24 protein-coding genes are annotated in these 23,605 nt (G+C 73.5%); 17 read left to right on the top strand and 7 right to left on the bottom strand.

Annotated elements, in window-relative coordinates; all coding sequences use genetic code 11:
* Positions 1–62: 62 nt before the first annotated feature.
* Both GPJ59_RS15410 and GPJ59_RS15405 read left to right on the top strand, forming a co-directional pair.
* Positions 63–872 carry an ABC transporter permease gene (locus tag GPJ59_RS15410; RefSeq protein ID WP_219667702.1) on the top strand — a complete coding sequence of 270 codons (810 nt, stop codon included), beginning with the start codon at positions 63–65 and terminating at the stop codon, positions 870–872.
* A gap of 34 nt (positions 873–906) precedes the next feature.
* Positions 907–1,611: a DUF2567 domain-containing protein gene (locus GPJ59_RS15405; RefSeq protein ID WP_219667700.1), complete on the top strand. Its 705-nt coding sequence runs from the start codon at positions 907–909 to the stop codon at positions 1,609–1,611.
* A gap of 218 nt (positions 1,612–1,829) precedes the next feature.
* On the opposite strand, the gene ybaK is transcribed toward GPJ59_RS15405, so the two are convergent.
* Genes ybaK through GPJ59_RS15390 form a run of 3 tightly spaced genes read right to left on the bottom strand, consistent with a single transcriptional unit; the run spans position 1,830 to position 4,751 of the window.
* A complete protein-coding gene (gene ybaK, locus GPJ59_RS15400) occupies positions 1,830–2,324 on the bottom strand; it encodes a Cys-tRNA(Pro) deacylase (RefSeq protein WP_219667699.1) in 495 nt (164 codons plus the stop codon).
* A 56-nt stretch (positions 2,325–2,380) separates the two neighbouring features.
* The gene (locus GPJ59_RS15395; protein WP_219667698.1) at positions 2,381–3,121 is read right to left on the bottom strand and encodes an LON peptidase substrate-binding domain-containing protein; all 741 of its coding nucleotides are present in this window, start codon (positions 3,119–3,121) and stop codon (positions 2,381–2,383) included.
* Between the two features lie 34 nt (positions 3,122–3,155).
* Positions 3,156–4,751 carry an oxidoreductase gene (locus tag GPJ59_RS15390; protein ID WP_219667697.1) on the bottom strand — a complete coding sequence of 532 codons (1,596 nt, stop codon included), beginning with the start codon at positions 4,749–4,751 and terminating at the stop codon, positions 3,156–3,158.
* Positions 4,752–4,876: 125 nt separating this feature from the next.
* Here GPJ59_RS15390 and hisD point away from each other — a divergent pair, with 125 nt between their 5' ends.
* Genes hisD through hisF form a run of 8 tightly spaced genes read left to right on the top strand, consistent with a single transcriptional unit; the run spans position 4,877 to position 10,605 of the window.
* Entirely contained in the window at positions 4,877–6,208 is a 1,332-nt protein-coding gene (gene hisD / locus GPJ59_RS15385; RefSeq protein ID WP_219667696.1) for a histidinol dehydrogenase, read from the top strand.
* Entirely contained in the window at positions 6,205–7,323 is a 1,119-nt protein-coding gene (locus GPJ59_RS15380; RefSeq protein ID WP_219667695.1) for a histidinol-phosphate transaminase, read from the top strand. The genes hisD and GPJ59_RS15380 overlap by 4 nt, the downstream gene beginning before the upstream one ends.
* Positions 7,320–7,913, top strand: coding sequence for an imidazoleglycerol-phosphate dehydratase HisB (gene hisB / locus GPJ59_RS15375; RefSeq protein WP_125645881.1), 594 nt, complete (start codon positions 7,320–7,322; stop codon positions 7,911–7,913). Before GPJ59_RS15380 ends, hisB begins: the two co-directional genes overlap by 4 nt.
* Positions 7,914–7,915: 2 nt before the next feature.
* Positions 7,916–8,083, top strand: coding sequence for a hypothetical protein (locus GPJ59_RS15370; RefSeq protein ID WP_219667694.1), 168 nt, complete (start codon positions 7,916–7,918; stop codon positions 8,081–8,083).
* Positions 8,080–8,718, top strand: a complete 639-nt coding sequence (gene hisH / locus GPJ59_RS15365) for an imidazole glycerol phosphate synthase subunit HisH (RefSeq protein WP_219667693.1) — start codon at positions 8,080–8,082, stop codon at positions 8,716–8,718. The genes GPJ59_RS15370 and hisH overlap by 4 nt, the downstream gene beginning before the upstream one ends.
* Positions 8,718–9,446 (top strand): bifunctional 1-(5-phosphoribosyl)-5-((5-phosphoribosylamino)methylideneamino)imidazole-4-carboxamide isomerase/phosphoribosylanthranilate isomerase PriA, encoded by a 729-nt coding sequence (gene priA / locus GPJ59_RS15360; protein ID WP_219667692.1) that lies wholly within the window; start codon positions 8,718–8,720, stop codon positions 9,444–9,446. The genes hisH and priA overlap by 1 nt, the downstream gene beginning before the upstream one ends.
* Positions 9,443–9,853 carry a RidA family protein gene (locus tag GPJ59_RS15355; RefSeq protein WP_219667691.1) on the top strand — a complete coding sequence of 137 codons (411 nt, stop codon included), beginning with the start codon at positions 9,443–9,445 and terminating at the stop codon, positions 9,851–9,853. The genes priA and GPJ59_RS15355 overlap by 4 nt, the downstream gene beginning before the upstream one ends.
* Positions 9,850–10,605, top strand: a complete 756-nt coding sequence (gene hisF / locus GPJ59_RS15350; RefSeq protein WP_219667690.1) for an imidazole glycerol phosphate synthase subunit HisF — start codon at positions 9,850–9,852, stop codon at positions 10,603–10,605. The genes GPJ59_RS15355 and hisF overlap by 4 nt, the downstream gene beginning before the upstream one ends.
* A 232-nt stretch (positions 10,606–10,837) precedes the next feature.
* On the opposite strand, the gene GPJ59_RS15345 is transcribed toward hisF, so the two are convergent.
* Positions 10,838–11,470 carry a TIGR03085 family metal-binding protein gene (locus GPJ59_RS15345; RefSeq protein WP_219667689.1) on the bottom strand — a complete coding sequence of 211 codons (633 nt, stop codon included), beginning with the start codon at positions 11,468–11,470 and terminating at the stop codon, positions 10,838–10,840.
* 92 nt (positions 11,471–11,562) lie between these two features.
* Here GPJ59_RS15345 and hisI point away from each other — a divergent pair, with 92 nt between their 5' ends.
* The 3 genes from hisI to GPJ59_RS15330 are packed head-to-tail and all read left to right on the top strand — an operon-like array spanning position 11,563 to position 14,996.
* Positions 11,563–11,943, top strand: coding sequence for a phosphoribosyl-AMP cyclohydrolase (hisI, locus tag GPJ59_RS15340; protein WP_219667688.1), 381 nt, complete (start codon positions 11,563–11,565; stop codon positions 11,941–11,943).
* A gap of 15 nt (positions 11,944–11,958) precedes the next feature.
* On the top strand, positions 11,959–13,476 hold the full coding sequence (locus GPJ59_RS15335) for an anthranilate synthase component I (RefSeq protein ID WP_219667687.1): 1,518 nt from the start codon (positions 11,959–11,961) through the stop codon (positions 13,474–13,476).
* 50 nt (positions 13,477–13,526) lie between these two features.
* The gene (locus GPJ59_RS15330) at positions 13,527–14,996 is read left to right on the top strand and encodes a DUF4153 domain-containing protein (RefSeq protein ID WP_374200855.1); all 1,470 of its coding nucleotides are present in this window, start codon (positions 13,527–13,529) and stop codon (positions 14,994–14,996) included.
* A 180-nt stretch (positions 14,997–15,176) separates the two neighbouring features.
* Here the strand turns inward: GPJ59_RS15330 and GPJ59_RS15325 are convergent, their stop codons facing one another.
* Positions 15,177–16,730 carry an MFS transporter gene (locus GPJ59_RS15325; protein ID WP_219667686.1) on the bottom strand — a complete coding sequence of 518 codons (1,554 nt, stop codon included), beginning with the start codon at positions 16,728–16,730 and terminating at the stop codon, positions 15,177–15,179.
* Between the two features lie 238 nt (positions 16,731–16,968).
* Between GPJ59_RS15325 and GPJ59_RS15320 the strand changes: the two genes are divergently transcribed.
* From GPJ59_RS15320 to GPJ59_RS15310, 3 genes are read left to right on the top strand one after another with little or no spacing between them, the layout of a single operon-like run.
* Positions 16,969–17,514 (top strand): TetR/AcrR family transcriptional regulator, encoded by a 546-nt coding sequence (locus tag GPJ59_RS15320; RefSeq protein WP_308120308.1) that lies wholly within the window; start codon positions 16,969–16,971, stop codon positions 17,512–17,514.
* A gap of 58 nt (positions 17,515–17,572) precedes the next feature.
* Positions 17,573–18,283, top strand: coding sequence for a ribonuclease HII (locus GPJ59_RS15315; protein WP_219667684.1), 711 nt, complete (start codon positions 17,573–17,575; stop codon positions 18,281–18,283).
* A 59-nt stretch (positions 18,284–18,342) separates the two neighbouring features.
* On the top strand, positions 18,343–19,008 hold the full coding sequence (locus GPJ59_RS15310) for a hypothetical protein (protein ID WP_219667683.1): 666 nt from the start codon (positions 18,343–18,345) through the stop codon (positions 19,006–19,008).
* A 159-nt stretch (positions 19,009–19,167) separates the two neighbouring features.
* Here the strand turns inward: GPJ59_RS15310 and GPJ59_RS15305 are convergent, their stop codons facing one another.
* Together GPJ59_RS15305 and GPJ59_RS15300 are read right to left on the bottom strand one after the other, a co-directional pair.
* Positions 19,168–19,797, bottom strand: coding sequence for a hypothetical protein (locus tag GPJ59_RS15305; RefSeq protein WP_219667682.1), 630 nt, complete (start codon positions 19,795–19,797; stop codon positions 19,168–19,170).
* A gap of 216 nt (positions 19,798–20,013) precedes the next feature.
* Entirely contained in the window at positions 20,014–22,173 is a 2,160-nt protein-coding gene (locus GPJ59_RS15300; protein WP_219667681.1) for a RecQ family ATP-dependent DNA helicase, read from the bottom strand.
* A gap of 121 nt (positions 22,174–22,294) precedes the next feature.
* Here GPJ59_RS15300 and GPJ59_RS15295 point away from each other — a divergent pair, with 121 nt between their 5' ends.
* Entirely contained in the window at positions 22,295–23,527 is a 1,233-nt protein-coding gene (locus tag GPJ59_RS15295) for a DUF4192 domain-containing protein (RefSeq protein WP_219667680.1), read from the top strand.
* The last annotated feature ends 78 nt before the right edge of the window (positions 23,528–23,605 follow it).

Below are 23,605 nucleotides of genomic sequence, written 5' to 3'. Positions count from 1 at the left end.
GCACGGGTCCGGCGGCGGCCGGGACCGCCGCCCCGGCCGCTGCCGACGGGACCCCGGTCCCGGTGGCCGTCCCGGCGGCGGCTGGCACCGAGTTCCGCGGAGGCGGCGCGCAAGCGCCGGCTCCGTTGGCTCCGGCTGCCCGGTTGTGGCCCGCGCTTGCCGCGGTCTACCGGGCGCAGCTCTCGCGGGCCCGGGTGGCCCGGATCCCGCTGCTGTTCGTGGCCACCTTCCAGTCCGTCGGGATCATGATCCTGATGCGGGGCGTGGTGGACGGCGGCTCCGAGGCGCGGGCGGTCGTGGCCGGCTCCTCCGTGCTCGTCGTCGCCTTCGTCGCGCTGAACCTGCTCGCCCAGTACTTCGGCCAGCTGCGGGCGGGCGGCGGGCTCGACCACTACGCCACCCTGCCGGTGCCCCCCGCCTCGGTCGTGCTGGGCGCCGCCGCGGCCTACGCCTCCTTCACCCTGCCCGGCACGCTCGTCACCGCGCTCTTCGGCTGCGTCCTGTTCGGCCTGCCGATGGGCGGGCTGTGGATCCTGCTCCTGGTGGTCCCGCTCGCGGGCGCCGCCCTGGCCGGCCTCGGCGCCGCACTGGGCCTGCTCGCCCCGCGGCAGGAGCTGGCCACCCTCGCGGGCCAGCTCGGCATGTCCGCGGCGCTGCTGCTCGGCGTCCTGCCGCCCGAGCGGATGCCGCAGGTCATCGGCTGGGCCCGGGACCTGCTGCCGTCCACGTACGGCGTGGAGGCCTTCGCCCGCACCTTCGCCCCGGATCCGGACTGGGCCGCGGTGGGCCTGGACCTCGGAATCTGCGGCGCGGTGGGCGTGCTGTCGCTGGCGCTCGCGACCTGGGCGTACCGGCGGGCGGCGGTCCGCTGACGCCTCCGGCGGCTCCACCTGGCACGATGTGAGGGTGACCGAAGCCGTGACCCCGCAGCCGCAGCCGCAGCCGCCGTTCTCCGCCGCAGCACCGTCCTATCCCGTCCCCGCGTCCGAACCGGGGCACGGAAGGATCACTGCGGCCGACATCCGCGACGCCGCCGCCGTCACCCTCGTCGTCGGGGTGGCCGGCGTGCTGCTCGGCGTGCTGTGGGCCTGGCTCGCCCCGCGCATGCAGTTCGTCTCCAACGGGCAGGCGGTGTTCCTGAGCGACACCGAGAGCGAGGCCCGGATCGGGGCCGACGGGACGTTCTTCCTGCTGGCTGCCGGGCTGGGCGTGCTGAGCGCCGTCGCCACCTTCCTGTGGCGCCGCCGCGGCGGCGTACCGCTCGTCATCGGCCTGGCGCTCGGCTCCGGCTTCGCCTCCCTCGTGGGCTGGCGCCTGGGGCTGCGGCTGGGGCCCGCGCGGGACGTCGCGGTGGCGGCGGCGGAGGCGGGCAAGGGGGTGCCGTTCGATGCGCCGCTGCAGTTGCTGGCGCACGGGGTGCTGCTGGTGTGGCCGATGGTAGCGATTCTCGTGCACCTGGGGATGACGGCGTTGTGGGCTCCGCGGGAGGTCGTGGCTGCGCCGGGCTTCTCGTGGGGCGGGGTCTACCCGCCGGCCCACGTCCATGCGGGGCCGGGCCCCGCAGCCCCGGCGAAGCCGAGGAACCAGGCCGAGCCGGAGCCGCCCCGCTGACCGCTGCCCAGGGCCTTGCCGGCCGTGGCGGATCTGACCGCCCGTTGTGGCTGGTCGCGCAGTTCCCCGCGCCCCTTACGGGGCACGATCCAGCCTCGCCGGCGTTTGAGGCGTGGGGGTACCCCCGGACGGAGTCTGGGGGAGGGTCTGGGGCGGAGCCCCGGTTACGGGAAGGGGCGGGGTGGGGAAAGGCCCCGCGCAGCGGTGCCCGCCCCGGCTCAGGGCCGGGCGATCGGGGCGAGGGTTGCGCTCGTGAGGGTGGCCAGGTCCGCAGGGGCCAGCTCGACCTCCAGGCCCCGCCGCCCGGCCGAGACGCACACCGTCGCGAAGCCCGCCGCAGACACGTCCACCACCGTCCGCAGCCGCTTCCGCTGCCCCAGCGGCGAGATCCCGCCCCGCACATACCCCGTCGTCCGCTCCGCCAGCACCGGATCCGCCATCGCGGCCCGCTTGCCGCCCACCGCCGCCGCGAGCGCCTTCAGGTCCAGCGAGCCCGACACCGGCACCACGGCCACCGTCAGCTCGCCGTCCACCTCGGCGACCAGCGTCTTGAAGACCTGCGCGGGGGAGACCCCGAGGGCCTCGGCCGCCTCCTCGCCGTACGAGGGGTGGGCGGGGTCGTGCTCGTAGGAGTGGACCGTGTGGTCGATCCCCGCCGCCGTGACGGCGGTCAGTGCGGGGGTGCCCGCCGCGGCCTTGGACTTCTTCGCCATGCGCACTCGCTTCCGCTTCCGCTGCTACCTGCCTGCCTGCCTGACTGCCGGCCCGGTCAGTTCAGGTTCGTCGGGGTCCGGGTCAGGTCCGTCATCGGCAGGGACGGCAGGTGGCGGATCACCGCGGTCTCGTGCCGCAGCAGCTTCAGCTCCTCCGCCAGCCGCGTCGCCGTGTCCGGCGCCTGGAGCAGCCGCTGCTTCGACGGGATGTCCAGCACCGCCGCCGCCGCGACCAGGTACGAGACCACCGACGGCTCGTCGGGCAGTTCCGCGGCGGTGGCCAGCGAGCGCTCGCGCGCCCCGGCGAGCCGCTTCTGGTAGGCGCGGAAGGCCCGCAGGACCCCCTCCGCCAGTGCGCCCGCGCCGTCGCCGGGGTCTTCGGGGAGCTCCTCCAGCTCGGCCGTCAGGTACGGGCCGGACGCGTCCACCGACAGCAGCCGGACCCGGGTCGTACCGGTGGCCAGCACCTCGAAGCTGCCGTCCTCGCGCTCCCGGATGGTCGCCGCGTCCGCGATGCAGCCGACCCGGTGGAACGCCTGGATCGGGTCCGCGCCGAAGCCGGCCGTCGGTCCCCGTTCGGGCAGGGCGGTCTGGTCCGGCATGCCGGGCGCGGTCGGTGCCACCTCGCGGCCGTCGCGGATCGCGACGACGGCGAAGCGGCGCGGCTCGTCGTCGCCCGTCTTCAGCAGCTCGCGCATCATGGCGCGATAACGCTCCTCGAAGACGTTCAGCGGGAGCACGAGCCCCGGGAACAGCACCGAGTTCAGCGGGAAGAGCGGCAGGCGAACGGTGGTCACGACGCACAGGGTAATCGCCCGGGCGCAGACCGGGTCACCCCCGTCGCAGCAGCCGGGAGGCGCCCGCCGCCACCGTCGTGGCCAGGATCCACCCGAGCATGACGAGCACGGCCGCGCCCCACTGCCAGGGCCCGGTCAGCCGCCAGTACCCCTGCTGGCCGAGGTCGACCACCGGCAGCAGCAGGTCGAGCGCGAACAGGGCGGGGTTCCACACCGGCGCCTCGCCCGGCTTGAGGGCCTGCGGCTCCAGGCCGGAGAACAGCAGGGCGCCCGCAGCCCACAGCACCGCCATCCACATGGCCGCCTTGCCCGGCCGGTAGCCGTACGCCACCGTCCAGTCCTGGAGGTGGCCCCACAGCCTCGCCGCCGGAGGCAGCGTCGGCCGCCGCCGGCGCTGCTTGGCCAGCAGCACCTCCCGGGCGTCCGCGTCCTCGCCGCTCGCACGCAGCACGCTCGCCAGCCGCTCGTACGGCTCCGGGTTGTACTCCGGGGTGGCCGCCTCCAGCCAGGCCAGCCGGCGCGCCAGCGGGAAATGACCGCGCGGCGCGAGGTTGTCGTACTGGAAGCCCTCGATCGACAGCCGGCCCGGGCCCGGCCAGCTCGTGGACAGGTCCACCAGCTTGACCACCTTCGCCCCCGAGACCACCACCCGGCCCTGCTCCGGGGCCTCGCCGACGAAGCGGAACTCCGGCGTCTGGATCCGCCGCAGGGACACCTCCTGCTCGGCGGTGAGCACGAAGCGGGCGCCGTAGAAGTCCACGGCGTCCCCGAACCGCCCGTCGTCCAGCCGCAGCCCGCCCCGGCACTCGAACCGCCGGGCCGGCTGGCCGCGGGCCGGGGTCTGGCCCATGCCGTACGGGGGAGTGGACGTCGGGTCGCCGCCGGCCCGGTCCAGCACGACCGAGGTCAGGTACAGGGTCCGCTCGACGGTGAGCTGGGGCGCGTTGAGCGCGCGCCGCCCGTGCGGATTGCTCAGGAGCGCCCCGCGCAGGCTCATCGACACCCCGACCTTCGCTCCCCGCAGGCTGACCTCGCCGTACGTGTGCAGCAGCTCGGCCTGGAAGTCCTGGGCGACCGACATGCCGTCGGCGGCGATCGCCCGGCCCCTGCTGTCGCGCCGCACCACCGCCTGGCTGATCAGCAGGTCCGTGCCGATCTGCGCGTCGGTGAGCCGGATCCCGCGCGCCACCCGGCAGCGCGGCAGGTGCAGGTCCCCCTCGGTGTGCAGCCGGGCCGCGTCCAGCCGGGGGATCGAGCAGCTGATCATGCGCAGCGTCACGAAGCGGGTCTCGGAGAGCTGCACCTCGCTGTCGAAGCGGCACGACTGCAGCTCGACGTACGGCTCGACGGTGCCGCCCGAGAGGTCCAGGCGCCCGGTGATCCGCGCCCCGCGCAGCTTCAGCGACGCCACCCGGCCCGGCACCGGCGGCGGGCCGTGGAGCAGCAGCAGGCCCACGACCTCCGCCCGCACGCTCCGCTCCGGGCCCCAGAGCAGGTCCGACATCGGGTCGTCCTGCGCCGGCACGCGGGTGCTGAGGTCGCACATGCGGCCCGTACGGAACGCCTCCCACATGCGCTCTTCGGACGCGGACAGATCCGCCGGCCGCTCCTCCGCCCGCACCTGAGTCATGGCGGCCCCCCTCCGCTGATCACTTCCCCTGCTCGAACGCTAGTCCCCCGCAGTGACAGCCGGGACGCGTATCAGCCAGTGATACGGACGAACGGTCGCGTGAGCAGGTCTGAGAGAATTGGGACGTGATCTCTCGTATCGACCTGCGCGGTGACGCCCTCCCCGAGGGCGGCGCCCTGCGCGACCTGCTGCCCCGTGCCGAGTTCGACGTGGAAGCCGCACTGGAGAAAGTGCGGCCCATCTGCGAGGACGTGCATCATCGCGGCACGGCGGCGCTGATCGAGTACGCGGAGAAGTTCGACGGGGTGAAGCTGGAGCAGGTCAGGGTGCCCGCACAGGCCCTGACCGAGGCCCTGGAACAGCTCGACCCGGCCGTCCGCGCCGCCCTGGAGGAGTCGATCCGGCGCGCCCGGCTCGTGCACCGCGAGCAGCGCCGTACCGACCACACCACCCAGGTCGTGCCCGGCGGCACCGTGACCGAGAAGTGGGTTCCGGTCGAGCGCGTGGGCCTCTACGTGCCCGGCGGCCGGTCGGTCTATCCGTCCTCCGTCGTCATGAACGTCGTCCCGGCACAGGAGGCCGGCGTCGAGAGCGTGGCGGTCTCGTCCCCGCCGCAGAGCGACTTCGGCGGCCTGCCACACCCGACGATCCTCGCCGCATGCGCACTGCTCGGCGTCGACGAGGTGTACGCCGCCGGCGGCGCCCAGGCGATCGCCATGTTCGCCTACGGCACCAAGGGCCCCGACGGCTGCGAGCCGGTCAACCTGGTCACCGGCCCCGGCAACATCTACGTGGCCGCGGCCAAGCGGCTCCTCAAGGGCCGCATCGGCATCGACGCCGAGGCCGGCCCGACCGAGATCGCGATCCTCGCCGACTCCACCGCCGACCCGGTGCACGTCGCCGCCGACCTGATCAGCCAGGCCGAGCACGACCCGATGGCCGCGGCCGTCCTGGTCACCGACTCCGAGGAGCTGGCCGAGGCCACCTCGGCCGAGCTCAGGACCCAGGTCGCCGCGTCCAAGCACATCGACGACCGGATCGTCCCCGCCCTGGCCGGCAAGCAGTCCGCGATCGTCCTGGTCCGCGACCTGGAGGACGGCCTGAAGGTCGTCGACGCGTACGGCGCCGAGCACCTGGAGATCCAGACCGCCGACGCCGCCGCCCTGGCCGCCCGGGTCCGCAACGCGGGAGCGATCTTCGTCGGCCCCTGGGCCCCGGTCTCGCTCGGCGACTACTGCGCCGGCTCCAACCACGTGCTGCCCACCGGCGGTTGCGCCTGCCACTCCTCGGGCCTGTCCGTGCAGTCCTTCCTGCGCGGCATCCACATCGTCGACTACACGCGCGACGCCCTCGCCGAGGTCACCCACCACGTGGTGACGCTGGCCGAGGCCGAGGACCTGCCCGCGCACGGAGCGGCCCTGAAGGCCCGCTTCCACTGGAAGGTGCCCTCCGCATGACCGGAACCGCGATCGGGATCGACGACCTGCCCGTCCGGGACGAGCTGCGCGGCAAGTCCCCGTACGGCGCCCCGCAGCTCGACGTGCCCGTCCAGCTCAACACCAACGAGAACCCGTACCCGCTGCCCGAGCCGCTGGTGCGGCGGATCGCCGAGCGCGTCGCCGAGGCCGCCCGCACCCTCAACCGCTACCCCGACCGGGACGCGGTCGAGCTGCGCACCGAGCTCGCGAAGTACCTCACCCGCACGGGCAAACACCCGGTCGGCATGGAAAACGTCTGGGCCGCCAACGGCTCCAACGAGGTCCTCCAGCAGCTGCTCCAGACCTTCGGCGGCCCCGGCCGGACCGCGATCGGCTTCGAGCCCTCGTACTCGATGCACTCGCTGATCGCCCGCGGCACCGGCACCGGCTGGATCTCCGGGCCGCGCAACGAGGACTTCCGCCTCGATGTGGAGGCCGCCGCGCGGGCCATCGCCGAGCACGCCCCCGACGTCGTCTTCATCACCTCGCCCAACAACCCCACCGGCACGGCGGTCGACGCCGGGACCGTCCTCGCCCTGTACGAGGCGGCGCAGGAGGCCAAGCCCTCGCTGGTCGTCGTGGACGAGGCGTACGTGGAGTTCTCCCACCGGGACTCCCTGCTGCCCCTCATCGAGGGCCGGCCGAACCTGGTGATCTCCCGGACCATGTCCAAGGCCTTCGGCGCGGCCGGCCTGCGCCTGGGCTACCTGGCCGCGCACCCCGCCGTCGTGGACGCGGTCCAGCTGGTGCGCCTGCCGTACCACCTGTCGGCCGTCACCCAGGCCACGGCCCTGGCCGCCCTGGAGCACACCGACACCCTGCTCGGCTACGTCGAGCAGCTCAAGGCCGAGCGGGACCGGCTGGTCGCCGAACTGCGGGCCATCGGCTACGAGGTGACCGACTCCGACGCGAACTTCGTGCAGTTCGGCACGTTCGCGGACGCCCACACCGCCTGGCAGCAGATCCTCGCCCACGGTGTCCTGGTCAGGGACAACGGCGTGCCCGGACGGCTGAGGGTCACCGCCGGCACCCCGGCAGAGAACGACGCGTTCCTGGAAGCGGTTCGCGCACTGAAGAAGGAGCAGCAGGCATGAGCCGCATCGGACGGGTCGAACGGACCACGAAGGAGACATCGGTCCTCGTCGAGATAGACCTCGACGGCACCGGCAAGGTCGACGTGTCCACCGGCGTGGGCTTCTACGACCACATGCTCGACCAGCTCGGCCGCCACGGCCTGTTCGACCTCACGGTCAAGACCGACGGCGACCTGCACATCGACTCCCACCACACCATCGAGGACACCGCCCTCGCGCTGGGCGCCGCCTTCAAGCAGGCCCTCGGCGACAAGGTGGGCATCTACCGCTTCGGCAACTGCACCGTCCCGCTGGACGAGTCCCTCGCCCAGGTCACCGTCGACCTCTCCGGCCGCCCCTACCTCGTGCACACCGAGCCCGAGAACATGGCGCCGATGATCGGCGAGTACGACACCACGATGACCCGGCACATCCTGGAGTCGTTCGTGGCGCAGGCGCAGATCGCCCTGCACGTCCACGTCCCGTACGGCCGCAACGCCCACCACATCGTGGAATGCCAGTTCAAGGCGCTGGCCCGGGCCCTGCGCTACGCCTCGGAGCGCGACCCGCGCGCCGCCGGCATCCTCCCCTCCACGAAGGGCGCCCTGTAGCCGTGACCGGTCTGTCCACCGTCCTGATCGTCGTCGGCCTCTTCCTGGCCGGCGGCGTCTACTCGTTCCAGAAGCAGCAGATGCCCAAGTCGGTCGTCCTGCTGCTCGCCATCGGCTCCGCGATGTGTCTGCTCGCCGGAGTCCTGCGGATCCAAGGAATCTGGGGATGAGCAAGAAGAACGTCGTGGTCTTCGACTACGGCTTCGGCAACGTCCGCTCCGCCGAGCGCGCCCTCGCACGGGTCGGCGCGGACGTCGAGATCACCCGCGACTACGACAAGGCGATGGACGCCGACGGCCTCCTCGTGCCGGGCGTCGGCGCCTTCTCCGCCTGCATGCAGGGCCTGACGGCCGCCCGCGGCAACTGGATCATCGACCGCCGGCTGTCCGGCGGCCGCCCGGTCATGGGCATCTGCGTCGGCATGCAGATCCTCTTCGAGCGCGGCATCGAGCACGGTGTCGAGACCGACGGCCTCAACGAGTGGCCCGGCACGGTCGAGCCGCTCCGGGCGCCGATCGTCCCGCACATGGGGTGGAACACCGTCCGCGCCCCCGAGGACAGCCAGGCCTTCGCCGGCATCGACGCCGACACGCGGTTCTACTTCGTCCACTCCTACGGCGTCCGCGACTGGACCCTGGAGGTGGGCAACCCGAACATGCGCGCCCCCATGGTCACCTGGGCCACGCACGGCGAGCCGTTCGTCGCCGCGGTCGAGAACGCGGCCCTGTGGGCCACGCAGTTCCACCCGGAGAAGTCCGGCGACGCCGGCGCCCAGCTCCTCACCAACTGGATCGAGACCCTCTGATGCCGAACACGCTTGAGCTGCTGCCCGCCGTGGACGTCCGCGACGGCCAGGCCGTCCGCCTCGTCCACGGCGAGTCCGGCACCGAGACCTCCTACGGCTCCCCGCTCCAGGCGGCCCTGGCCTGGCAGTCCGCCGGCGCCCAATGGCTGCACCTGGTCGACCTCGACGCCGCCTTCGGCACCGGCGACAACCGCGCGCTCGTCGCCGAGATCACCGGGGCCATGGACATCAAGGTCGAGCTGTCCGGCGGCATCCGCGACGACGCCACCCTGGCCGCGGCCCTCGCCACCGGCTGCACCCGGGTCAACCTGGGCACCGCCGCGCTGGAGACCCCCGAGTGGGTCGCCAAGGTCATCGCCGAGCACGGCGAGAAGATCGCGGTCGGCCTGGACGTGGTCGGCACGACCCTCAAGGGCCGCGGCTGGACCAGCGAGGGCGGCGACCTCTACGAGACCCTGGCCCGCCTCGACTCCGAGGGCTGCGCCCGCTACGTCGTCACCGACATCGGCAAGGACGGCACTCTGACCGGCCCCAACCTGGAACTGCTGCGGAACGTCTGCGCCGCCACCGACCGCCCGGTCGTCGCCTCCGGAGGCGTCTCCTCGCTCGACGACCTGCGTGCCCTGTCCGGCCTGACCGCCGAGGGCGTCGAGGGCGCGATCGTCGGCAAGGCCCTGTACGCCAAGGCCTTCACCCTGCAGGAGGCGCTGGAGGTGGTCTCGGCATGAGCGAGGGCATCCGCCGGGTGCAGTCCGGCTCCCCCTGGGAGGACGTGATCGGCTTCGCCCGGGCCGTCGCGGCCGGCGACCGGGTCGTGGTGGGCGGCACCACCGCCTTCAAGGGCTCGGTGCTGCACGGCGAGGGCGACCCGTACGAGCAGGCGCGGGCGGCGTTCGGCCATGCGCTGGAGGCGCTGACGGAGTTCGGCCTGGGCCCGGAGTCGGTGATCCGCACCCGGATGTACCTGACGCACGTCCGCGACGTCGACGCCGTGGGCCGGGCCCACGCCGAACTGTTCGACGCGGTCCGCCCGGCCGCCACCCTGCTCGTGGTCGAGGGGTTCGTCGACCCGCGCATCCTGGTCGAAGTAGAGCTCGAAGCCTTCCGGGGCGGAGCCGAAGGAGCGTCGTCATGACCCTCGCCGTACGGGTGATCCCCTGCCTGGACGTGGACAACGGCCGCGTCGTCAAGGGCGTCAACTTCCAGAACCTGCGCGACGCCGGCGACCCGGTGGAGATGGCCAAGCTCTACGACGCCGAGGGCGCCGACGAGCTGACCTTCCTCGACATCACCGCCTCGTCCGGGAACCGCGAGACCACGTACGACGTGGTGCGCCGCACCGCCGAGCAGGTCTTCATCCCGCTCACCGTGGGCGGCGGCGTACGCACCGCCGAGGACGTGGACAAGCTGCTGCGGGCCGGCGCGGACAAGGTCGGCGTCAACACCGCCGCCATCGCCCGCCCCGAGCTCATCCAGGAGATCGCCGAACGCTTCGGCCGCCAGGTCCTGGTCCTGTCGGTCGACGCCCGCCGCACCCCGTCGGGCTCCTTCGAGGTCACCACGCACGGCGGCCGCAAGGGCACCGGCCTCGACGCGGTCGAGTGGGCGCACCGGGCGGCCGAGCTGGGCGCGGGCGAAATCCTGCTGAACTCGATGGACGCCGACGGTACCAAGGACGGCTACGACGTCGAGATGATCGCGGCGGTCCGCAAGCACGTGACCGTCCCGGTGATTGCCTCCGGCGGCGCGGGCAAGCTGGCCGACTTCCCGCCGGCCGTCGCCGCGGGCGCGGACGCGGTGCTGGCCGCGTCGGTCTTCCACTTCGGTGACCTGCGCATCTCGGAGGTCAAGCAGACCTTGCGCGAGGCCGGCCACCCGGTCCGCTGAGCCTCCGCGATCCGCTGCGCGGAGCCATTCCCCTCCCCGCCCCTTCCCGAAACCGGGGCTGCCGCCCCGGACCCCGTTCCGTGCGCTTCGCGCCCGGTGCGCTCAAACGCCGCGCGGGCTGGAATGTGCCGCTGCGCGGCATATCCAGCCCCGCCGGCGTTTGAGGCGCGGGGGTCCGGGGGCGGAGCCCCCGGTTACGGGAAGGGGCGGGGTGGGGAACAGCCCCGCAGGGTCAGATGCCGAGCTTCGCCGCCGTCAGCTTGGCCACGGCCTCCTCCTCGCCCTCCAGCTCGACCTTCGCCGCGGCCTGCCGCCCGAAGCAGAACAGCGTCAGCTCCCCCGGCTCACCGATCACCGTCACCACCGGCACCCCCTTGTGCGCCACCGCCGTCTGCCCGTCCGGGCGCCGCAGCACCAGGCCGACCGGCGAGCGCCGGCCCGTCAGCCGGGCCAGCTTCTCCAGCCGGGACCACAGCACGTCGGAGAAGACCGGGTCCAGCTCCCGCGGACTCCAGTCGGGCTGGGCCCGGCGCACGTCCTCGGCGTGGACGAAGAACTCCACCGCGTTGGCCGCCTCGTCGATCTGCTTCAGCGCGTACACCGACATCCGCGGCGGCCCGGTGCGGATCAGCCGCAGCAACTCCTCGTACGGCTTGGCCGTGTACTCGTCCATGGCCTGGTCCAGCCGCGCCTTGAGCACGTTCAGCAGCAGGCCGCCCGCCGCGTCCGGGCGGCGCTCCCGCACCACCACGTGCGCGGCCAGGTCACGGCAGGTCCAGCCCTCGCACAAGGTGGGGGCTCCCGCTCCGGCTTCCTCCAACAGGTCCGCCAGCAACAGGCGTTCGCGCTTCGCATGCGTCGACATGGCGGCAAGCCTACGTCCGGAAACCCTCCCGTGCCTGCCCATCAGGCGGACAGCGGGCCGTGACCCGGACCCTCGCCCGGCACAATGGCCCCATGAGTACGTCCCCCCGACCCAGCAGCCTCGATCCCGCCATCGCCGCCCGGCTCAAGCGCTCCCCGGACGGCCTGGTGCCCGCGATCGCCCAGCAGTACGACACCGGTGAGGTGCTCATGCTCGGCTGGATGGACGACGAGGCCCTGCACCGCACCCTGACCACGGGCCGCTGCACGTACTGGTCCCGCAGCCGCGGGGAGTACTGGGTCAAGGGGGACACTTCCGGCCACTTCCAGCACGTGAAGTCCGTCGCCCTGGACTGCGACGCGGACACCGTGCTCGTGAAGGTCGACCAGGTCGGCGCGGCCTGCCACACGGGGGCCCGCACCTGCTTCGACGCCGACGTCCTTCCGCTCGCCGACGACGCCGTACAGGCATAGGTAGGGTCCCACCCCATGGATCTTGAGACGTTCCGCAAGCTCGCGGCCGACCGCCGCGTCATCCCCGTCAGCCGCCGGCTGCTGGCGGACGGGGACACCCCCGTCGGTCTCTACCGCAAGCTGGCCGCCGAACGCCCCGGCACCTTCCTGCTGGAGTCCGCCGAGAACGGTCGCTCCTGGTCCCGCTACTCCTTCGTCGGGGTGCGCTCCGACGCCACCCTGACCGTCCGCGACGGCCAGGCGCACTGGATCGGCACCGCCCCCGTCGGCGTACCCACCGGCGGCGACCCGCTCGACGCCCTGCGCGCCACCGTCGAGGCCCTGCACACCCCCCGCGACCTGACCTCGCTCCTCGGCGAGGCGATGCCCCCCTTCACCGGCGGCATGGTCGGCTACCTGGGCTACGACATCGTCCGCCGCCTGGAGCGCATCGGCGACCACGCCCGCGACGACCTCCAGCTGCCCGAGCTGACCATGCTGCTCACCTCCGACCTGGCGGTCCTCGACCACTGGGACGGCACGGTCCTGCTCATCGCCAACGCCATCAACCACAACGCCCTCGACACCGGCGTGGACGAGGCGTACGCGGACGCGGTGGCCCGGCTCGACGCCATGGAGGCCGACCTCGCGCGGCCCGCCCCGTACACCCCGACCCCGCTGCCCGCCTCCGTGCCGCCCGGCTTCGAGGACGGCACCGTCACCGCGCTGTGGGGCGGCGCGGCCTACCAGGACGCCGTCGAGGACATCAAGGAGCGCATCCGCGCCGGCGAGGCCTTCCAGGTGGTGCCCTCGCAGCGGTTCGAGACCCCCTGCGCCGCCTCCGCGCTCGACGTCTACCGCGTCCTGCGGGCCACCAACCCGTCCCCGTACATGTACCTCTTCCGCTTCGAGAACGGCTTCGACGTCGTCGGCTCCAGCCCGGAGGCCCTGGTCAAGGTCGAGGACGGCCGCGCCATGGTGCACCCCATCGCCGGCACCCGGCACCGCGGCGCCACCCCGCAGGAGGACCACGACCTCGCCGAGGAACTGCTCGCCGACCCCAAGGAGCGGGCCGAGCACCTCATGCTCGTCGACCTGGGCCGCAACGACCTGGGCCGGGTCTGCGAGCCCGGCTCGGTCGAGGTGGTCGACTTCATGTCGATCGAGCGGTACTCGCACGTCATGCACATCGTCTCCACGGTCACCGGGCAGGTGGCCGAGGGGAAGACCGCCTTCGACGTGCTCACCGCCTGCTTCCCGGCCGGCACCCTGTCCGGCGCGCCCAAGCCGCGCGCCATGCAGATCATCGAGGAGCTGGAGCCCACCCGCCGCGGGCTGTACGGCGGCTGCGTCGGCTACCTCGACTTCGCCGGGGACTCCGACACCGCCATCGCCATCCGCACCGCGCTGCTGCGCGACGGGACGGCGTACGTGCAGGCCGGCGCCGGAGTGGTCGCCGACTCCCGGCCCGAGGCCGAGGACACCGAGTGCCGCAACAAGGCGTCCGCCGTCCTGCGGGCCGTCAGCGCGGCGAACCGCCTCCACGGCGCCTGAGGCATCCCCCCCGGCGCATGCCGGGCGGTGCCTGAGGGATAGTGGGGTATGTGAGTGCCGTACCCCCGCCCCGCACCGAAGAGCCCCGGCCCGCCGCCCGCGGCGGCCGCCGCAGCGTGGCCGCCGCCCTGCTGCTCGGCGACGGGCTCGGACCGGGCCTGCTGCTCGCCGTCGTACCGGCCGTCGCCGCCGCGTACGTCGCCGCCCGCGCCGCCGGCCGGGCCCCGCGACCCTGGACCCTGGCCTGGTCCCTCGGCTGTGTCGCCCTGCTCGCCGTGCCCGCCCTGCGCGACTCCGCCTGGCCGGTCGGCCTCGCCGTGCTGGCCGCCGTAGGACTCGGTGCGCTGGCCCTCTACGGCAGCCGCACGTGGCCGGGCGTACTGCTCAGCCCGCTCGGCTTCTTCGACGCGGCCCCGACCGGTGTGCAGTGGGCCTGGGCCGGACTGCGCGAGCGCAGCAACGGCAGCCGGGACCGCTGGTGGCCGGTCGTGCGGGCCGTCGCCGTCGCCCTCGTCCTGCTCCTGCTCTTCGGTGCGCTCTTCGCCTCCGCCGACGCCGCCTTCGCGGATCTCCTGGGCGGTCTGACCCCGGACGTGACCGTCGGCGACAGCCCGCTGCGCGTCGTGCTCTTCCTGTTCGGCCTGCTGGTCGCGCTCGCCGCCGCCCGCGCCGCGGCGGCCCCGCTGCGCTGGGACCGGATCAAGGTGACCCCTGGCCGGCCGCGCTCCCGCGTGGAGTGGTCGCTCCCGCTGATCGTCCTGAACCTGCTCTTCGCCGGCTTCAACGCCGTCCAGCTGACCGTCCTGTTCGGCGGCTACGCCAAGGTCCTGGAGCACACGGGCCTGACCTATTCCCAGTACGCCCGCCAAGGCTTCTGGCAGCTGCTGTGGGCCACCCTGCTCACGCTCGTCGTGATCGCCCTGGCCCTGCGCTGGGCCCCGCGTGCCGGAGCCGCCGACAAGCGGCTGGTCCGCGCCGTGCTCGGCACGCTCTGCCTGCTCACGCTCGTCGTGGTCGCCTCCGCGCTGCGGCGCATGGACCTGTACGTCGACGCGTACGGGCTGACCCGGCTGCGCATTTCGGTGGCCGCGATGGAGCTGTGGCTCGGGCTGGTGATCGTACTGATCCTGGCGGCCGGGCTGTTCGGCGCGCGCTGGCTGCCGCGCGCGGTCGTGGCGAGTGCGGGGGCCGCCGTCCTGGCGTTCGGGCTGCTCTCCCCGGACGGGATGGTCGCGGAGAAGAACGTGGCGCGCTTCCAGCAGGACCGCAAGATCGACCTCGCCTACTTCCAGGACCTGTCGGCGGACGCGGTGCCGGCCCTCGACCGGCTGCCCGAACCCCACCGCTCCTGCGCCCTGCGCGGCATCAACGACGAGCTGTCGGACGCCGGCCGCAAGCCCTGGTACGCCACGAGCCTCGGTGAGGAGCGGGCGAAGCGGATCCTGGCCGACCGCCCGGTGACCGCCTCGTACTCGACGTGCTCCAAGCTGGGCACGTTCGGCAGCCGGATCGAGTACTGAGCGCACGCCTCGTACGGCACGCACGCACGCTTCGTACGGCACGCACGCACGCTTCGTACGCACGCCACGCCACGCTTCGTACGTGTACGCCATGCCTCGTACGCGACGCTTCGTACGGCACGCCCCGTACGGCGGCGGCGTGCCGTACGAGGCGTGCGCAGTCCCGCGGTCCGGACGGCCTCAGGCCACCGGACCCGCCCCCGCGGCGCTGCCGTTGAGGGCCTCCAGGTCGCTCTTGCGTACGCGGATCACCAGCAGCGCGGTGAGCAGCGCGAGCCCCGCCATGGCCACGGCGGCCAGGAACGCGGTGGAGATCCCCTGGGTCAGCACGGCGTCGGCCCACGGGTCGGGCAGCCGGCGGGTCTCCAGGAACGCCGCCTGCTGCTCGGGGTCCGCCTGTGCGAGGAAGGCCGCCGCCTGCTTCTCGCCCTCCGTCCGGCTCGCGGTGCCGAACACGGTGACCAGGATGGACAGGCCGAGCGAGCCGCCCACCTGCTGGCTGGCGTTGAGCAGCCCGGACGCGGCGCCCGCCTCGTGCGGTGCCACGCCGGAGACGGCGGTGAGGGTGAGGGTGACGAAGTTCAGGCCCATGCCGAAGCCGAAGAGCAGCATCGGGCCGAGTACCCCGGTGAGGTAGCTGCTGTCGGTGTCGATGAAGGTCAGCCAGGCCAGTCCGGTGCCGGTCAGGGCCGAGCCGACGACCATGAACGGCTTGGGGCCGAAGCGCGGCAGGAAGCGCTGCGAGAGGCCGGCGGCCGTCACGATCGCCACGGTGACCGGCAGGAAGGCGATGCCGGAGGAGATGGGCGAGAAGCCCAGGACGTTCTGCACGAACTGGACGATGAAGAAGAACATGCCGAACATCGCGGCGGCCAGGCCGAGCATGATCACGTAGGTCCCGGCCCGGTTGCGGTCGGCGAACATCCGCAGCGGGGTGATCGGCTCGCGGGCCCGGGACTCGATCAGGGCGAACAGGACGAGCAGCACCACGGCGGCGGCGAAGGAGGCGAGGGCCAGCCCGTCGCGCCAGCCGTCCTCGGAGGCCCGGATGAAGCCGTAGACGAGGGAGGCCATGCCGCCGGTGGAGGTGAGGGCGCCGGCGATGTCGAAGCGGCCGGGGTGGCGCTCCGACTCGTTGATGTAGAGCGGGGTGAGGACGGCGATCAGCACGCCGATCGGCACGTTGACGAAGAGCACCCAGCGCCAGTCGAGCCATTCGGTCAGCATGCCGCCCGTGAGCAGCCCGATCGCGCCGCCGCCGGCGGAGACGGCGGCGAAGACGCCGAAGGCCCGGTTGCGTTCCGGGCCTTCGGCGAACGTGGTGGTGATCAGGGCCAGCGATGTCGGTGAGGCGATCGCGCCGCCGACCCCCTGGAGGGCGCGGGCGGCGAGCAGCTGCCAGGGCTCCTGGGCGAAGCCGCCGAGCAGGGAGGCCAGGGTGAAGAGCAGGATTCCGGCCATGAAGACCCGGCGCCGGCCCAGGATGTCGCCGGCCCGGCCGCCGAGCAGCAGCAGCCCGCCGAAGGTGAGGGTGTAGGCGCTGAGCACCCAGGAGAGGTCGGTGGTGGAGAAGGACAGGGCGGTCTGGATGTGCGGCAGGGCGATGTTCACGATGGTCGCGTCGAGGACGACCATGAGCTGGCAGGCGGCGATGACGGCGAGCGCCACCCCCGGGCGCCCCTGCCGCCGGGCCGCGCCCGGTATCCGGGGCGCGGCGAGTTGAGAGCTTGTCACTGAGGATCCCCCCGAAGTGAAATAGTGAACGCAGTCGTTCACTGCGGCTCCACGGTAGGAGGCGTCAGTTAGTGAACGCAAGCGTTCACTACGGCTGAAAACTTGTACGACAGACGTACGGGCCGGGGCGGAGGTGCGGGAGATGGTGGATTCGGGCAGGTCGGGGGTGTCGCCGTCGTCCGCGGGCAGGTCGGAGGTGCCGCCGTCGTCCGCGGGCCGGCGGCGCGGCGAGCAACTCGTGCAGGCGATCCTCGACTCCGCGCTGGACCAGCTCAGCACGGTCGGCTGGAACGGGCTCACGATGGAGGGCGTCGCGGCGGGCGCCCGGACCGGCAAGGCGGCCGTCTACCGCCGCTGGCCCTCCAAGGCCGACCTGGTCGCCGCGGTGCTGGAGGCCGGGATGCCCCCGCTGGGGGAGATCCCGGACCAGGGTTCGATCCGGGAGGATCTGGCGCTGCTGTGCCGCAGGATGCGTGACGCCATGCACTCGCGGTCCGGGACCGCACTTCGGTCGCTTCTTCACGAATGCGACAGTGTCAGTGCGCAGCGGTTCCATGAGCTGATCCGTACGGTGGTCACCGAGCCGTCGACCCGGCATGTGCGAGACCTCGTAGGTCGCGGAATTGTGCGGGGGGACGTCCGCCCCGACGCCACCGGCGACTATGTGGTGGACGTCATTCCGGCGATGATGATGTACCGGTCGAAAGTGTGCGGAAGCGAATGGACGGACCTCGACATCGCCGAAATGCTCGACCAGGTACTGGTGCCGCTGCTCAAGGCGTGAACGGGCCCGGCCCCGGGGTGTCGCACGGGGTGCCGGTCGGCGTAATCTTGCTGGCGCCATGCCGTACGAAGCACCCACCCACACCGTCGAACGCTCCCTCCGCGCTACCACCGGCGCCAAGGTCATCGCCGGGGTCGACGAAGTCGGACGAGGGGCATGGGCCGGGCCCGTGACCGTGTGCGCGGCTGTCACCGGCCTGCGCCGGCCGCCCGAGGGGCTCACCGACTCCAAGCTCCTGACCCCCAAGCGCCGCGACGAGCTCGCCGTGGTGCTCGCGGGCTGGGTCACGGCCCACGCGCTCGGGCACGCGAGCCCCGAGGAGATCGACGAGCTGGGCATGACGGCCGCCCTGCGGCTCGCCGCGGTCCGCGCGCTGGACGGGCTGCCCGTGCGGCCCGACGCGGTGATCCTCGATGGCAAGCACGACTACCTCGGCGCTCCGTGGCAGGTCCGTACGGTCATCAAGGGCGACCGGAGCTGCGTCGCCGTCGCGGCGGCCTCGGTGATCGCCAAGGTCGAGCGGGACCGGATGATGGCCGTGCTCGGCGGGCCGGGCGGAGGGTTCGAGGACTTCGCCTTCGGCGACAACGCCGGCTACCCCTCCCCGGTGCACCGCGCGGCACTCGAGGCCCTCGGGCCCACTCCGTACCACCGGCTGTCGTGGGCCTACCTCGACACACTGCCCCGGTGGCGGCACCTGAAGAAGGTCCGCCGCAGCGAGGAATTGCTGGAGCTGGAAAACGGAGGCCAACTCGGCTTCGATTTCTGATCGCACGCAAGTACCGCCGACCGGTACGTTTCGTACTGGTGTTTGAAAGACGTCAACTCATGCCTCTCACCCCCGAGGAGCCTCCGATTCACGAGAGTGCCCAGGGTCCCCGCGTCACGCCGGCCGCAGGCCGCACCGCGCCGACCCCCCGCCCTGTACCTGGTCCGCGTCCCGCAGCCGTGCCCCGGCCCGGGCGTCCCGGCCCCTCCCCGGCAGCGGCGAGCCGCGCCGGCGGTGCCTCCCGGCCCACGCCGCCCGCGCAGCGCACGGCGGCCGCCGGTCCCGCCAACTCCACCTCTGCCGGTTCCGGTGCGGCGCCGTCGGTGTCCGCCGCGGTTCCGCAGATCCAGCTGATCCCGGCCTCGGTCGAGGGCGCGCTGGACGCGGCCGAGGAAGCCGTCGACCTGCTGCTCGACACGGGCCGGGCGCCCGGCGACATCCTGGTCCTGACCACCGGTGAGCTCCACCCGTGGGCCGCGCACGAGCTGTCCTTCGGCGAAGCCGCGTACTGGGCCCAGCACGACGCCCGCGACGACGTCTTCTACGCCGACGCCGCCCACGCGCAGCGTGCCGCCGGCCGTCCGGTCGTCGTGTTCGCGGCCAACGGCGGACCGGCCGAGGCGGCTGCCGGCGCCCTGCCCGTCGCGCTCGCGCGCGCCGGGGCACTGCTGGTCGTGTGCGGGGACCCGAAGCAGATCAACACCGTGCTGGGCGCGGGCGTCTGACGCCCCGTACCCGCACGAGGGCGAGGGGCGGGGCGGGCCACGGGCCGGCCCCGCTGAAGCTCTCGCGGATCCCCGCCGCCCCGCCGGGTCAGCTCCCCGCCGCCACGTCGGGGCAGTTCCCGTCGCCCCGTCGGGTCAGTTCCCCGCAGCCCCGTCGGGTCAGCGTGCCGCGGTACGGCGCAGCGCCTCGGCCGCGCCGCCGCCCGTGCGCAGGGTCAGCGGAACCGGGTCCACCGCCGTGTCGCCGAGCGGCAACGGCCGCGAGTGGGCGCTGGGCCGTCGGCCGCCGCGGCCTTCGCCGAACACCTGCCAGCCGTCCTCGGTGAGGGTGATGTACGCCCCGCAGCGCAGGCCGTGCAGCGTGCAGGCGTCCCGCAGCCCCCACATCCAGGCCCCGTCCTCCTCGGTCCACCGCTCGTCACCCTCACGGCAGTAGAGCAGTACGGCGGTCCGGACCGGGGTGCGTCTGCGCAGGTCGTGCGGGATGACCTTGCGCAGCCGGGCCAGCAGCGCGTTGCGGTACTCCCAGCCGTCCGCCGAGCCCGGCCGCTGGACGAACGAGGCACTGGCGACGAGGCGGTCCTCGGGGCCGAGCACGGCGATCACCGCGGTCGAGGGGACGGGCCGGTGCCGGGAGTGCAGCCCGCTGACGACCTCGCGGGGATTGCGCAGCAGCGGAATCCCGGATGCCGTCCACTCGGCTGGTTCCAGCAGCCTGCCGTGCCGACTGGTGCCGCCGGTGGCCGCCGCGAGGGACGGGGTGGCGGGCGGAGCGAATCCGAAGGTCACGGTCCTCCCTTCGGGTACACGCCCGCGGAACGGGCAGGCTGGGATGTGGGCGCGCCGCAGCGCGGCCCAGTGAGTGCGCCGACGAGCCGAGCGGGAGCCCTCCAATTCTCGCGTGGCCTACGAGCGTGCGGCAACGAGCAATTGACGACGCCGACCGGAATTGGTCGGTATGCCGTTCATATCCTTGCCCCGCAGGGGGCCTGATGACGCATCGGACTACGGCTGGACCGCGAGGACCAGCGGAAACACCTCCTTCGCGCCGGCCCGCCGGAGCAGCCGCGCGGCCACGGCGAGGGTCCATCCGCTCTCCGCGCGGTCGTCGACGAGGAGGACGGGGCCTGCCGCCCCGGCCAGCGTCGCAGCCAGCGCAGGGGGCACGGTCAGGGCCTGGTGGAGCCCCCGTACCCGCTGGGCGCTGTTGGACGACGGGAGGCCGAATTCCGGCACCGCGTCGGTGTAGGAGAGCGACCCCAGCAGCGGAATCCGGCCGATGTCCGAGATCCGTGCGGCCAACGAGCCGATCAGCACCGGCCGGGTGCGCGAGGGGAGCGCCACCACCCCCACCGGCCGGGCCGGAGCGTCCGGCTCGCCCGAAGCCCAGCCACCCGGGCCGCGCGCCCAGTCGGCCAGGACCGCCACCACCGCCTGCGCCACATCGTCCGGTACCGGACCGTCAGGGGTCTGCGCGGCCAGCAGGGGACGCAGCCGGTTACCCCAGCCGATGTCCGACAGCCGTCCCAAGGCCCGCCCCGTAGCCGCCTGCTCGCCGGCCGGGATCCGGCCCTTGAGGTCCACCCCGACCGCCGCCAGGCCCGTCGGCCACATCTTGCGCGGCTCCAGCTCCACACCCGGCCGGCCCAGCTCGCCCTTGGCCACGTCCAGCGCGGCCGACGAGACGTCAGCGGTGAAGCGGGCCCCGGCGCAGTTGTCGCAGCGGCCGCAGGGCGCCGCCTCCTCGTCGTCCAACTGGCGCCGCAGGAACTCCATCCGACAGCCCGTCGTCGCCGCGTAGTCCCGCATCGCCTGCTGCTCGGCCGCCCGCTGCCGGGCCACCCAGGCGTAGCGCTCGGCGTCGTACACCCACGGCTCGCCGGTGGCGGTCCAGCCGCCCTTCACCCGGTGCACCGCGCCGTCCACGTCGAGCACCTTGAGCATGGTCTCCAGCCGGGTGCGCCGCAGGTCGACCAGCGGCTCCAGCGCGGGCAGCGACAGCGGCCGGCCCGCCTGCGCCAGCACCTCCAGCGTGCGCCGCACGAGGTCCTCCGGCGGGAAGGCCACCGAGGCGAAGTACTTCCAGATCGCCTCGTCCTCCCGGCCGGGCAGCAGCAGCACCTCCGCGTGCTCCACGCCGCGGCCGGCCCGGCCGACCTGCTGGTAGTAGGCGATGGGTGAGGACGGCGAACCCAGGTGCACCACGAAGCCCAGGTCGGGCTTGTCGAAGCCCATGCCCAGTGCCGAGGTCGCCACCAGCGCCTTCACCCGGTTGGCCTGGAGGTCGTCCTCCGCCTGCTGGCGGTCCGCGTTCTCCGTCCTGCCCGTGTACGAGGCGACGGTGTGCCCGCGGTGGCGCAGGTACGCCGTGACCTCCTCGGCAGCGGCCACCGTCAGGGTGTAGATGATTCCCGAGCCGGGCAGCTCGCCCAGATGGTCCGCGAGCCAGGCCAGCCGGTGCGCCGCGTCCGGCAGCGACAGCACCGCGAGGCTGAGGCTCTCCCGGTCCAGCGCGCCCCGCAGCACCAGCGCGTCCGTGCCGGCGCCCGTGCCCAGCTGCTCCGCGACGTCCGCCGTCACCCGGGCGTTGGCCGTGGCGGTGGTCGCGAGGACCGGCACCCCCGGCGGCAGGTCGGCCAGCATGGTGCGCAGCCGGCGGTAGTCGGGGCGGAAGTCGTGCCCCCAGTCGGAGATGCAGTGCGCCTCGTCCACCACCAGCAGCCCGGTCGCCGCCGCCAGCTTCGGCAGCACCTGGTCCCGGAACTCGGGGTTGTTCAGCCGCTCCGGGCTCACCAGCAGGACGTCCACCTCGCCCGCGGCGACCTCGGCCTGGATGCCCTCCCACTCCTCGGGGTTGGCGGAATTGATGGTCCGGGCGTGGATGCCGGCCCGGGCCGCCGCCTCGACCTGATTGCGCATCAGCGCGAGCAGCGGGGAGACGATGACCGTGGGACCCGCGCCGGCCGCCCGCAACAGGGACGTCGCCACGAAGTACACCGCGGACTTGCCCCAGCCGGTGCGCTGCACGACCAGCGCGCGCCGCTTGTGCGCGACGAGGGCCTCGATCGCCCGCCACTGGTCCTCGCGCAGCCGAGCCGCGCCCGTCGGGTCGCCGACGAGACGGGCGAGTACGGAATCGGCCGAGGACCTCAGGTCTGCGTTCATGCCCCCATGCAACCCGATGGCTCCGACATCGCGCCAATGCCGGCCCGGGGCTGTGGACAACATGTGCCGGAGGTTATCCACAGGGCTTTCGGGATCGGGGCGGTCACGGGACCTTCGAGCCATGACGAAGAACCTCGAACCCCGTGACCCGTCCGTCCCCTCCACCGACCCCCAGATCACCCTGCGCGGCCCGGCCGAGCTGGCCGACGCCCTGCCCTACATGGTCGGATTCCACCCGACCGACTCCCTCGTGATGGTCGCCGTGCACGGCGAGGGCGGCCGCTTCGGCGGCCGGCTGCGCGTCGGCATCCCGCCCGAGCCGGAGGAGTGGGAGGACATCGCCCGGCAGGTCGCGGACTGCCTCGTCCGGGGCAGCGAGCGGCGTGCGGGCAAGCCTGACGGAATCGTCCTCTACCTGTGCCAGGACCCGCGCGGCGACGAGGGCGGACAGCGGGTCATGACCCGGCTGCGCCCGCTCGCCCAGCGGGTCCGCATCGCCTGTGGGGCCCTCGACGTCCCCGTGCTCGAAGCGCTGTGCATCTCGGACGGCCGGTACTGGTCGTACTGCTGCCCCGACGCGCGCTGCTGCCCGGCGGAGGGCACCGTCCTCGCCCCGCCGGGCACGTCGGTGATGGCGGCCGCCGCCACCTACGCCGGGCTCCATGTCCGGGGCACCCTCAAGGACATCGAGCGGCGGCTCTCCCCGCTGCGCGGGCCGGCCGCGCAGGCGCAGGAGCAGGCCCTGGACCGGGCGGCCGTCTCCCTCGTGCCGAGGATCCTCGACGGCGCCACCAAGGAGGAGGTCGGAGCGGAGACGCTGGCACTGGCGCGGCAGCTGATGCACCGTCTCACCCTCGCCCCGCCTGCCGAGGGCGGCCCCCGCGCCGACGACTGGGACGACGCGCTGCTCGGCCACGACGAGGCGGCCTCCCTGATCCTCGGACTCCAGGACCGGGAGATCCGCGACGTCGCCGCCGAATGGATGGAGGGCGAGGAGGCCGCGCCCGCGCTGCGGCTGTGGCGCGCCCTGGCCCGCCGGTGCGTCGGGGTCTACGGGGAGCATGCGGCGGCGCCGCTCACCCTGGCCGGCTGGGTCTCCTGGTCCACCGGCGACGAGCCGACCGCCCGCGTCGCGCTCACACTCGCCCTCCAGGCCGACAGCTCCTACCGCTTCGCCCAGCTGCTGCACCACGCGTGCAACGAGGGCATCGACCCGGAGGGACTGCGGCACTGCCTGCGCGAGGAGCGCAGGCGCCGCGAGCCGCGCCGCAGGCGCATCACCACCCGCCCCGCCAACCGCCGTCCCCGCACCACCCGCAACCGCACGCGCCGCACGACCGGGAGCGAGCAGTGAACGGCGCCGTGGCCGGGCCGGCGGCCGTGACCGGGCGGGGCAGGGAGCCTGTGCCGGAGGCGGGGCGTGGGCCCGCGC

The organism is Streptomyces bambusae (genome assembly GCF_019400985.1).
GTDB classification, from domain to species: Bacteria; Actinomycetota; Actinomycetes; order Streptomycetales; family Streptomycetaceae; genus Streptomyces; species Streptomyces bambusae_A.
This window is presented reverse-complemented; position numbering and strand designations above follow the sequence as displayed.